The organism is Pirellulaceae bacterium (assembly GCA_029243025.1).
In the GTDB taxonomy this organism is placed as follows: domain Bacteria; phylum Planctomycetota; class Planctomycetia; order Pirellulales; family Pirellulaceae.
On record JAQWSU010000009.1, the window covers coordinates 156687 to 169545 of the forward strand.

At 51.4% G+C, this 12859-nt stretch carries 6 protein-coding genes; 4 read left to right on the forward strand and 2 right to left on the reverse strand.

Annotated features, from left to right (window positions below):
• Positions 1-528: 528 nt before the first annotated feature.
• Entirely contained in the window at positions 529-915 is a 387-nt protein-coding gene (locus P8N76_04750) for a hypothetical protein (protein ID MDG2380961.1), read from the reverse strand.
• Positions 916-1636: 721 nt separating this feature from the next.
• On the reverse strand, positions 1637-1771 hold the full coding sequence (locus P8N76_04755) for a hypothetical protein (protein ID MDG2380962.1): 135 nt from the start codon (positions 1769-1771) through the stop codon (positions 1637-1639).
• A 614-nt stretch (positions 1772-2385) separates the two neighbouring features.
• Here P8N76_04755 and P8N76_04760 point away from each other — a divergent pair.
• From P8N76_04760 to P8N76_04775, 4 genes are all read left to right on the forward strand, one after another.
• The gene (locus P8N76_04760; GenBank protein MDG2380963.1) at positions 2386-4245 is read left to right on the forward strand and encodes an arylsulfatase; all 1860 of its coding nucleotides are present in this window, start codon (positions 2386-2388) and stop codon (positions 4243-4245) included.
• 35 nt (positions 4246-4280) lie between these two features.
• Positions 4281-6251: an AMP-binding protein gene (locus P8N76_04765; protein ID MDG2380964.1), complete on the forward strand. Its 1971-nt coding sequence runs from the start codon at positions 4281-4283 to the stop codon at positions 6249-6251.
• A 260-nt stretch (positions 6252-6511) separates the two neighbouring features.
• Entirely contained in the window at positions 6512-7651 is a 1140-nt protein-coding gene (locus P8N76_04770) for a hypothetical protein (protein ID MDG2380965.1), read from the forward strand.
• Positions 7652-7989: 338 nt separating this feature from the next.
• Positions 7990-12528 carry an amino acid adenylation domain-containing protein gene (locus tag P8N76_04775; GenBank protein MDG2380966.1) on the forward strand — a complete coding sequence of 1513 codons (4539 nt, stop codon included), beginning with the start codon at positions 7990-7992 and terminating at the stop codon, positions 12526-12528.
• Positions 12529-12859 lie beyond the last annotated feature (331 nt).

A 12859-nucleotide genomic window follows, 5' to 3' on the forward strand; every position in this document is an offset into this window, starting at 1 on the left:
CACGCGATTTCTTTTTGCGAGGGGCTAACTAATACGTTTTCTGGGAGTGTTTGCAGTGGCTCTCATGAAAGCTTCCTAACAGTAGTTTATACGAAAGTTGAGCGTATCTTACAGAATTTACGATTAATGACATTCTATCCTGTGATTTCGATGTTTTCACTCGTGGTGCTGGACGGTACAGCCGTCGTTAAGAAGGCTATTGCAGTGAAGTGAGGATGGTGTGACAGGCTATAAGCCTATTCCCATGGCACGTCTTAGAATGAATCGAGATATTCCGCACAGGCTAGGGGCTCGTCTGTTCCAATTGATTAAAATCATGCGGTAGCGTGGATTCGGCCACGGACGAGGGTATTCAGGCGGATATAGCAAAAAATGGGCATTGGGTTCCGTAAAAAGATAAACCCGAGTGACGATGGAATAACATGCTCAAAAAGAAAAACCTCAATCGACGCCAGTTTGTCAGGATGGCCAGTGGCCACGGGAGCGGTTGCGGTGCCTTACTTCGCGCCGACTACCGGTTCCCAACAGTCACACGGTGTAGAGGGGAATTCGGATAAAATCCAGCTGAAGTTTGGCTTCATTAACGACCTGCACCATACAACGATCGAGCACAATTTGGCGCCGGATATTGGTTGACATAGCGAGTCGATCAAGGCCTTCGTAGAAGCGATGAACGCAGCGGGCGCAAGCTTCGTTGTCTCCAATGGTGACCAGGTTCACGAAGGACATAAGGGCGGCATTTCGTCTCGATACAAGACTGAAGAGTTGGCCAAAACCTAGAAACGTACCAAGTGAATATGAAGTTGTTTCAGGGACCGTCGTACTACGTGTTGGGAAATCATGAATCGTGTGGCGCCATTGATATTGATAAGGACGGTATCCGAGCGGTCTGGCATCATCTCGATGACAACCCATTCATTCCGGACAATTCTTTCGAATTTGATTATCCCGAACAAAATCTGCGGTTCATCGTGCTCGATTCGCAATACGAGCCCGACGGTACCGACAAAAGCCATTTTGCATTGGCTACGCGGAGGGCTACATTCCACGCCAGCAACGACAATGGCTCCGTGAGCAACTGGAGGACGCCATGCGCAAAGATTATTAGGCGATTATCTTTAACCACCAGATTCTGGCCGGTATTCATTATCCTTACGAGATTAGCAATGCGGGGGAAGTTCAGAAGCTAATCGAATCCTACTCCGACGTCGTCAGGGTGGCTTTTCATGGGCAGCTACACGACAATTTTGTACAAAGGCAAAATGACGTGACCTATGTCAGCGTGGGAAGGTCGGTTACCGATCTCTCGGCCGGCTGGGCAAAAAGGTCTGGTTACTGGTCGAGGTCTACGCGGACAACCGCATTGAAATCACGGGGCACGGAACAGCGTTCAGTTTGAGAGTTTGATGGCTTATCCGAGAACCTACATGTCCGGACACTAATGTTCATAGCCCTAGTGGGACAAGGGTGGAAGTCACCATTCTCGATAATGAGAACGGACATTTGCGTAACGTGAAGCAAGGCTTCGGCGCTTACGAGTGACTGCCAGTAAGACACAATAGCGTTTGTGGCACGTTGCGGCCGAGCAACAGCCAGAGACAGCCGACGGCCAGTACTAGCAGGCTTGACGGCTCAGCTACAGCCCCGTTGCCGGATTACTGGCCTTGGTGAAGTTGATAATCGCCGTGGTCAAGTCCACGGTATCTGTGTCACCATCACCGTCGGTGTCACCGGTGAGCCAGGTTGTACCGGTGGCGCGGCGATAGTTCATCGAACCGCTGCAGGCAGATGTGATCGAAGAGATTCTCAAGGACTGCCGTTTGTGGCAATCGCGCTCTCCAAGGTCGCCAGCTGCGGTGGATGAATGGGGCCTCCACCTGGATGCCGCCTACTCGGGCAGCCCGATCGCTTTGTCTGATTCAGCCGACCCGTCTCAGCAGCTGACCTACGTCGACTCGACATCTTCCTGGAGAGCTTCTAATTCATCCCGACGCAGATCGGCATGGGGCGATGGGCACCCGCTGGGAAGTTTTGCCTCCATCGACCTGCATTTTCCGCTCAGGCAGGCCCCAAATGGGCTCACCATCGAGGGGAATGGTCGAGGTACGTGTGTGCAAGATGGCCACGGCTGCCTTACACACACGCACCCCTTGAATTAGTGGTTCTTCCATGTAGGCTAGTTGGGAATCAAAATCACTATCTGTTAGCTGAGGTGATTGGACCGGATCGCAGGTTCCTCTTCTTTGCGGTTTGTCTGGTGGCGGAGGCGATGTTTGTCTGGCTGGTCTTGCCCAAGACAAAAGACGTTTTCGCGAACAGCGGCAGCAGAAACCCGGAATTGACTGATCCGGGGTGGTGTAAAATAGCAGATGTCTTGAAGTCTTGTTGGCCAAACCGATGATCGACACCCACAAACAGCGTCGTCCTCGACCCGATGGCTCTTCCTTACGTCTCTACGGGTTACTGCTGGGGTTCGCGTTCGTGCCGCTCGCAGAACCTGGCGCCGTCCGGGCTGATATGCGCCCCAATATCATTGTCGTTCTTACCGACGATCAGGGGTACGGCGATCTGGGAATCCACGGCAACACGAAGATTTCGACGCCGAATCTCGACGCCTTTGCACGCGAGTCTCTCGAGATGACTCGCTTTTACGTTGAACCGGTATGCTCGCCGACTCGAGCCAGCCTACTGACGGGACGTTATCATATGCGGACTGGCGTGCTTGCCACCTCGCGCGGTGGCGCTCGTATCTTTGGCGATGAAGAGACAATCGCAGAGATTCTCGCCAGGAGCGGATACCGCACGGCCATCGCGGGTAAGTGGCATCTTGGCGACAACGCGCCGTCTCGTCCGCAGGACCAAGGCTTTCAACAAGTTCTTGTGCATCGGTCTGGAGGGATCGGCCAAATACCCGATGATGATGCTACTTACTTCAGTCCCATTCTTTGGCGCAACGGCCGGCGTGAGATTGTTGAGGGCTATTGTACGGATCTCTTTTTCGATGCGGGTATCGAATTTATTAAGGAAAATCGCGCTCAGCCGTTCTTCCTCTACCTGCCCACAAACGTGCCACACACACCGATTTCAGTCGGGAAGAAGTATTGGAAACCGTTCGCCGATTCCGGCGTTTCCGAGGAGACTGCGAAGCTCTACGGCATGATGAAGAATCTCGATGATAATTTTGGACGCCTGACAAAAACTCTTGCGGAAACTGGGCTTGCGAGAAATAGCATCGTGATTTTTATGTCGGACAATGGACCGACCCCGGGTCGATTCAACGCTGGACTTCGCGGCTCGAAGGGCAGAGTTTACGAGGGCGGCATTCGCGTGCCTTTTTGGGTGCGCTGGCCGAAGCGAATCACTGCAGGGGCACACGTGGACCGCATTGCGGCGCACATCGATCTTCTTCCGACGCTTGCTGACACCGCGGGAGCGTCACCCTCTGAACCCGAGCGACTCGACGGCGTCAATCTGCTGAAACTATGGACCGGTGAGATCGAGCCAAAGGCTTGGCCAACACGAAAGATCTACATCCAGACGGTCAAACGCATTCTTCAAAATCGTTACCTCAACGCCGCCGTGATCACCCAACGCTACAAGTGGGTATCGCATGCGGGAGTCGGCCAGGTTGACGATTTTGATGCCTCGAAGATCGAGCTCTACGACCTTATCCGTGACCCCGGAGAGTCCCAAAACGTTGCCCTGCGTCATCGGAAAGTACTCAGTGATCTCTCATTGGGATACGAGGCATGGTTCGATGAGATGAAACGAGAACGCGAATTTGCAATAGGTCCGATCGATCTCGGGAGCGCGCTCGAAAATCCGTCTTATCTCTGCCGCTATCAGGACGGTCAGAATCTCTCAGGCCATTCGCAGACCGATGGTTGGCAAGTGCGCGTGCGGCGCGCCGGTCGCTATCGCTTGACGATCCAGTGGCCCGACCACGATGGCGGAGTGCTGGTCGTGAACTGGCGCGGGAAATATTCTCGCCACCCTCTCGCCGAGAATGAACGTAGCGCGATTGTCAATCTCGACGCGGGTAAAGGCTTGATCGACGTTGGTTTTGAGACAAAGGCGGGCCGGCAGATTCGACAGCCGTGGAGCGACAAGACAGAGCAGGGGGACGTCTGGGTTGAGCGAATCGACGAGCGTGAGCGAATCTGGCCTGCGATGAAGACTCCCTCTATTTTTTTGCCAGAACACAACGTTCGAGAATGTTCTCGTGAACTTCACATCTTGGACTGATCGTCATCAATTCGCGCCTAGCTGGAATTCGGCTCATGCCAAAATTGAACGATAGGAAGGGGGCTGGAATGTCAGAAAAAGATGTGGTTTGGCGCGCGTCAGCCGAAGTGGATGCAAGATCCAACACCCGCCGCTTCATGTCAATTCATGGCATTGAAACGTATGAGGAACTTGTTCGACGATCTTGCACGGACCCAGAGTGGTTTTGGCCTGAAGCGATTTCTTTCCTGGGTATTCCTTTTTTTCAACCGTATAAAACGGTGCGAGATCTTTCGGAAGGAAAACCTTTCGGTAAATGGTTTCATGACGGACGAGTGAACTTGTCGGCAATGTGTGTTGATCGATGGGCTGCAGAAACCCCTGGGAAAATTGCAATCAAAACTATTCGAGAGGATGGTCGACGTCGTGAACTGAGCTATTCCGAGCTGCTGGATTCGGTTTCTCGGACTGCCGGTTGGTTAGAGTCCGAGGGCATGCGGCCCGGCGATACGGCCGCCTGCTTTCTTCCCCTGGGCGTTGAAGCAGCGATTGTGCTTCTTGCTGTGGCCAGGGTCGGCGGCCTTTTCGTACCAATCTTTTCTGGCTTTGGAGCCGAGGCGATTGCGAGTCGTTTGCAAGACTCGAAGCCAAACATTCTTTTCACTGCGGATGGTTTTTTGCGGCGTGGAAAGATGGTTCCAATGAAGGAGACCGTCGATGCGGCAATCGATTTAGGATGTGAGATTTCTAAAGTGATTGTCGTTCCTTACACCGATCGTTCAGATACCCCATGGTGCGATGGTCGGGACGTGCCATGGAGCGATGTTGTAGGCTTTCACCACTTCGTTCCCCCGCGACCCATTCCATGCGAAGAGCCCGTGCTTTTAGCTTACACATCTGGCACCACGGGGAAACCTAAGGGGATTCTTCTTCCTCATGGGGGGGCCGCGATTAAGATCATCCAGGAGGGAGCCTTTCAACTCGACTACCAGACGACCGATGTGGCTACCTGGGTCACCGATATGGGATGGATCATGGGACCTTGGCTTATCATCGCCGGTCTTGGAAACGGCTCAACTCTAGCACTGATTGACGGAGCACCGGATTTTCCAGATCCAGGAACCCTTTGGAGACGGGTTGATGAGCTCGGGATTACCGCGTTGGGAGTATCTCCTACACTTATTCGAGCGTTGCAGTCTCACGGTGATCGGTTTCTGGAAAATACGTCTCGCTCTTCACTTCGTATTTTTGGTTCGACGGGAGAGCCTTGGAATCCCTCTCCCTGGTGGTGGCTTTTTGAGAAGGTTGGACGGGGGCAACTCCCAATCATCAATATGTCGGGTGGCACCGAGGTGGGGGCCTGCTTTCTCGCCGCCAATGTTCTGCAAGGCATGAAGCCTTGTTCAGTCGGTGGGCCTAGTTTGGGGATGTCCATCGACGTTTTCGACGAAGCTGGTGCGTCACTCCAGGGCGGAGTCGGAGAACTCGTGTGTACCGAGCATTGGCCGGCGGCAACGCGAGGTTTTTGGAACGAGAGGCAACAATATTTAGATACCTATTGGAACCGTTGGCCTGATGTCTGGGTCCATGGTGATTGGGCTATGGTGGATTCCGACGGATTTTGGTTTTTACATGGTCGCTCGGACGATACCCTCAATATCGCCGGGAAACGTATAGGACCTGCCGAAATCGAAAATGCTGCAGTCTCCCATCCTCAGGTAGCAATGGCTGCCGCGATTGGAGTTCCTGATGATTTGAAAGGCGAGGTGATCGTCGTCTACGTTGTTCCAGGTCCTGGTATTTCATCGGACGCTGACTTGCTTGATGAAGTCGAGGAAACGATTGTGGATATTGTCGGGAAAGCTTTTCGCCCAAAATATGTTTTTGCCGTGCCTGATGTTCCTCGGACTCGGTCACAGAAAATCATGCGACGAGTGATAAAGGCCCTCGCACTCGGTGAAAAGCCTGGCGATTTGTCGAGCTTGGAAAATCCTGATGCGCTCTCGGAAATTCAGCTTTTAAGCTGAGTTGAATCTCAGGCTCACCGCCTGCGATTCGAAAGGGAATGGGCTTCCGCTCAGAACTCATTTCTGATTTGCCTTGAGTAACCTGAATTTTTCGTTCAAACTGGCTCAGTTTTTTCCATTATTCCGCCATTTCACAGAAGCATTCCGTTGGGAAAATAATTCTGCATATTAGGCTGGAATAGTTCTGCTCGTTAGCCGAGTTGGAGCCAAAATTCTGAATAGGAAGTTAAGCCTGCCAGTTTAGTAAGGAACAGCGATATATGTCACCATCGAATGGGATGCCCAGGATCTATCCGTGGCAATGGATGAAGATGTGGTATCAGTTTAGCCTCCCCGGACGATATAACCTGATCGGTAAGCAGTGGGGAAAGGCTGACTCTGATTTGCCGACTGCCTGGGATAACCAAAAATTTCTGAAAGAGCATCCGCTCGACATGGAACGTCTACGTTGTCCCCAGAGCAACGAGTCGCTACTCGTCGTATCTCCCGAAGAGCTCCAATGCAGTGAAGTGTGCGATGAGGTTCGGGCGGCGCTCAGGCGTCGAGATCGGATCGTACTATTTAAATCATTCTTTGCAGACGAAGAAGAGTTACTGGATTGGGGGCGCGAACCAGCCAAGCACTTTGAGAACAAGCCTTATATTTTTGACGTTCCCGCTGCTGAGCACACGTCGGGAGAGGCGCTCCAACCTCAAGGGATGGACCCTGACCAATGCGTGAAACCTACCTGGTACTTGCGGACGTCGGGAGCGGCGCTCCAATCTCAATGGATGGACCTCTTTCCTGCCTTAGAAAAAATGGCCGCTGGGGTGCCGATGTATCTTGGGTTTAGTGTCACGTTGGCCCAGAATAACCCCACATTCCGAGCTCACCTGGAGCGGATCCTGCTGAAAATTGTTGACCTGCTTCCACCTAAGGATGACATCAGACGCTGCTATACGCACTCTTTCCTCTATCACGGAAATAAGTACCAGGCGCTTTTGCATCAGGCGACGACACCTGACTTTAGCTTCCAGATTGCGAACTCAAAGTACTGGAGGTTTGTGATGCACAAGTGGTCTCCGCTCATGCGTGCCATTCCTCTTTCGGGGGTACCTGGCGTCTGGTTGTCCAAGCACGAACTGATCCACCACACCGATATTCCTTTCGAGGAAGTGTTGGCAGAGCCCGGAGATATCTTGTTTTTTCCGGAGCATCTTTGGCACGAAGTACACAATGTGGAAGAGGGTCCTGGCTTAATGTGCGGCCTGCGGAGTCAATACTCAAAACGAAAAATAATTGAGGAAGTCTTGAAACGCGAACACATCAGTCGTTCATTGGCGTGGCATAAGTTTTCCAGCCTGATTTCGTTGAAGTTCACTAAACCAAATATGGATCGTCCTGAGTTTCAGTCTGAGTGAACGATGAATGGGCGAGTCTTCTTGGTCTTGGATCATGCCCCGTCGGAAACTCTTGCAAGGCCCGACGGATTGACTGTGGCACGACAGAAATGATGAACCTTGCGAAAGACTCTCTGCGCTGGGGTGTCAACTTACCTAACTGCTTCGAATGATGGGAGGCTCCTGAGTCTGTTTCTCATCGCCACGCAAAACTTTTTCGTATCAGGCGGACGTGTTTCGTTTCTTATCGATCCCCCAATTCGACTTCTTCTGCAGTGACTCTACAGTGGTGAATGTGCGGAGTGACTCCTAATGTCGACTGGCCCGTTAGAAATCATGCTCGTTAGGAAGCTATTCGGATGTCAAAAAGCTTGACGGTTTCGGATTCGTTACTGGGATCTCACGATCTGACGGAGTTGCAACGTGCGATGTTGATGGCCTCGCTGTCTGCACCGGAGGCAGGCTGGTACGTCCAGCAGTTGTTGTTGACCTTGGAAGAGCCATTTTCTGCTGACGTTTGGTGCAAAGCATGGTGCAAGCTCGTGGAACGCCATGATGTTTTACGGACTGCCTTTGATTTTGGACCGACGGGCCAGCTAGTTCAGCGGGTTCAACCACCAATCTCCGAAACTCTCCCGTTGCAAGTTTGGCAAGAGTGGCCGGAGGAAGTCACTGCACACGAAATGGAGTCGTTCCTTGTCGCAGATTATCGCCGTGGCTTTGCGCCAGGGAAGCTGCCGTTTTGGCGATGGAACCTGTTTAAAATGCCCGATCAGCATTTTCAACTCCTTTGGACATCGCATCATGCGTTGTTTGATGGCAGGTCGCGACGGTTGCTGATGCAGGAACTGTTCACGCTTTATGACGCATTCGCTCAGGGGCAGTCCACTGAATTAAATAAACCTTATCAGATCGCGGACTATCTTCAGTGGCGGGCAGATCAGTCCGATGAGCGAAGCAAAGATTACTGGCAAGAACGGTTGGATGGGTATACGCTCAAGGCTACTTTTCCCACGCGAAATACGAATGGAAGATCGTCGATCGGGAAGCAGGCTTATCGCACTTTGGACGGCTGCCTGTCAAGGAATCAAACGAATCGTTTGGAATCTGTCGCAACAGAGGTAGGAGTTACTCTCAATACAATGTTGCAGGCGGCCTGGGCTCTACTACTTTGCCAACACAGCGGAAGCGATGACGTCGTCTTCGGTGCAACACGTGCTTGTCGCCATTCCTCGCTGGAAGGCAGCGAATCGATGGTTGGATTGCTGATCAATACTCTTCCCGTTCGCGCAAAGAGAATGAGTAACGTTCAACTCGTTGATTGGTTGCGGGATTTGCGAGACCAATGGATTACAACTGGTGAACATGAGCACACTTCCCTGGGGAAAATTCAATCCTGGACTTGCCTTTCGGCTGAAGAGTCACTGTTTCAAAGTCTTGTTGTCTTTGAAAAATACCGTCTGCAAGAATCATTGTGGCGACAGAATTCGGCTTGGCGAAAACGCAAGGTCGAGCTCCAGGCAATAACCCCTTATCCACTCGTGTTGTCCGGGATCTGTGAAGCTGATCTGTCGCTCGAAATCAGTTACGATCGACAGCAATTTGAAGATGAAACGATCGAGCGATTACTTGTTCAGCTGAAGCATCTGTTAGTTGAGTTCAGCAATAATCCTCATCGAACTCTTGCGGAGATTCCATTACTTGAAAAAGTTGAGCAACAACGGTTGACAGTCGATTGGAATGATACTTCAACCGATTATCCTTGTGATAAAACCGTCCATGAATTGTTTGAAATCCAAGCGGATTTGCGACCCGATGCAGTCGCCGTGGTGTTCGAGGATGAATCGTTGACTTACCGGGAACTAAATCAGCGAGCGAATCAACTGGCCTGGCATCTGAAAAGTCTGGGAGTAGAAAAAGGCGATTTCGTTGGCTTTGGTGTCGAACGTCGTTTTGAAATGATCATTGGGTTGTTGGGGATTCTTAAGACCGGCGCTACCTATCTTCCGTTGGCCGCCGAATATCCGAATGATCGCTTGCACTACATGTTGCGGGATGGCGGCGCGGATATCTTGGTCGCCTGGGGAGAAGTTGGTGGTCGTCTCGCAGGGCAAGTGAAGCATGTAGTTGATTTGGAGACCGATTGGGTGCATGGTCAATCAACGTGTAATCTCGACGTTGACATAACGGCCGATGATCTTGCCTACGTGATGTACACCTCAGGTACGACTGGGAAACCGAAAGGGGTGATGATTCGGCATCGGTCGATCGCTCGCCTTGTGTTTGGCGTTGACTACGCAGAATTTAGTGCTGACGAAACCGTCTTGCAAGTAGCGACAATTTCTTTTGATGCCTCGACCTTTGAGTTGTGGGCAGCACTCTTGCACGGAGCAAAATTGATTCTCGCTCCTGCGGAGCCGACTGACTTAGGCCAATGGTCGCAACTGATCTCTCGCCATCAAGTGAGCACGCTGTTCTTGACCACTGCCTTATTTAATCGGTTGATCGAGACTCTGCCAAAGGCCATTCAGGGTGTTCGGCAGATTCTTACCGGTGGCGAGCCAATATCGGTCCACCATGTTCGTTCGTTCCTTCCTTACCTGAGATCGGACCAGCTTCTTGCCAATGTTTATGGACCGACGGAATGCACGGCGTTTGCTTGTTGTTATCCGATTCCACATGATTTGGAAAAGGATGTTTGCTCGCTGCCTATCGGACGGCCCATTGGAAATACGCAGGCTTATGTGCTCGATCCTGATTTGCGACCGGTGCCGATTGGTGCTCGAGGCGAGTTGTACCTCGGAGGGGATGGGTTGGCAAAAGGCTATTGGAACCGGCCCGAGCTGACAGCTGAAAAATTCATTGAAAATCCTTTTGGTAAAACAGCTTCTGATCGACTCTATCGAACCGGTGACCAGGTCCGCTGGTTGAATGACGGAAACTTGGAGTTCCTTGGTCGTTTGGACGATCAGATCAAAATACGGGGGTATCGGATTGAGCTCAATGGAATCGCAGCGGTGTTGCGAGAGCAGACGGGTGTTGCGGATGCCGTTGTGGATCTGTGGAAAGACCTTGCTGGGAATCCGCAGCTGATTGCTTATTTTGTTCCTGCTGATACCGCTGAAACGACGGAGTTAGAAATTCAACAAAAAATGGAACCGTTGCTACCTCGATACATGTTGCCTGTAGCTTATGTGCCGTTGCCGTCACTGCCGCTGACAATTAATGGAAAGGTCGATCGTCGCGCCTTGCCAAAGCCCAGATTTACACGAGCGTTGTTGAAGGCAAGTCCTGTTTCCGCCCGGAATGCTTTGGAGGAACAACTGATTGAGATCTGGTCGGATCTGTTTCCTGAACAATCTATCGGTGTCGAGGATGAATTTGTGATGCTAGGTGGGCATTCGTTGCTGGCCATGCAGCTTGTCTTTTACATTCGACAGGAACTGAATTATGAGGTGAGTGTTGCCGATATTTTCAGTTGTCGAACGATCTCTCAATTGGCTCAGCACCTTTCTTCGCAGGATGCAAATCAGAATGACGTGAGATTGGCTAAACCGGGGGCTGTGCCGGAAAGCGATTCCTCGCCTTTGCTGTTTTCGCAGATGTCATGCTGGGATGTCCATCACCAATGTCCCGGTTTGAGGCCGCCGAATACGAGTCGTGCCTATCGTTTGAAGGGTGATCTCAGGATTGACAAGTTGCATGAGGCGATCGATTTGCTCCTCGCGAGGCATGAGTCGTTACGCACGAATATTCGCGAGGTTGACGGGACGCCAAGGCAGTTTGTCTCGGCTGCAAAAACGACTGCGTTTCCCTGTGTGGATTTAAGACATTTTTCTGGAAAGATCAGGAAAGCGGAAGTTCGCCGATTGTTTGATGCTGAAGCCGTGCATTCGTTTGATATCGAACGAGATTTACTGTTGAAGGCAACGCTCCTGAAGCTGCACGACGACGAGCATGTGTTGGTGTTGACGATTCATCATATTGTCATGGATGCCAAATCGTTGGCAATCCTGACTCGAGATCTTGCTGAGCTTTACGACGCACTTGTCATTGGACGGCCTGCTGATCTTCCTGATCTTCCTCTGCAGCCAAGCGATTTTGCCGCCTGGGAACGAGAGCAGTTGAAACACAATCACCTGCAGCAAAGTATTCTCTATTGGCGTCAGCATTTAAGCGATTTACCTTTAGAAAATGAAACGCCCCCACTCGATGAATTGGTGCAGATGGGTGGCTGGGACTGCTTGCGTCATCGGATGGATGTACCGGCAAACACGAGAGAATTGCTCCAGGAACTAAGTGTGCAAGAAGGTTGCACTTTTAGTGTTGCTGTTTTTGCCGCGATGAATGTCTTTCAGTATTTCATGACGGGACGAGAAGTCAGTTTTGTTGGAATGCCTTTAGGGGCCCGTGTGCACCCAGAGAGTGAGAATTTGATCGGCTGTTTTCGGAAACGCGTCGTCTTGCGCACTCGTGTTTCGAAAGAGCTTAGCTTTCGCCAGCTACTTCAACGGAGTTGCCGATCCATGATGGAGGCTTATGCCCATCTTGATGTGTCGCAGGAAGTCGCCTGCCCTGATAGGGGGATTCGGCATCCAGGCCACTGGACACGAATTGGCTTTAATATCAATTTTATTCCCGGTGCAAATGTCGATTTGAAACTTGGGCAACTGGATGTCACTTCGATCGATCGATCAAAAGAATACTCGTTTGTACCCAGGAATTTGCACGTGGTCGATCGACCGGAAGCGACTACTCTGATTCTTAAACTCTATGAGAATCAGTTTTCTCAAGCTGAAGTCAACGCCATGCTCGAGCGGTTTGTCGCCGTATTGGACTGCTTTGCAGAAAATCCCGATTCGCCCTTGCAGTTGAAAAAGTCGGAAATCGTTTCTTAACGGTTAGAGCTTTCAGCTTTGAATTCTGTTTGCCGTGCAACGATGCGATCGACCTGCAGTGGTCGATCCGGTCATCCTGTGCCCTGTTGTTCAAACACGGCAACGTTCGTGGCTTAGAATTAGGACTGGAAAACGCAATCTTCAAGCTTCTTGGCACAACTGGTCGGAGGAATTGCCGGGAAGCGTTATACTGGACGAACTGATCGGAAAAAGAACTGGTAGGGGGAACGCCAGGTTTTCACGAGGTCGTCGATAGCTGGGAAGCTCGCTGTGTTGAGGCCAATTGGAGCCGACATGTTTGAAAGCCCGATCCTGTAGTATCAACGATGAA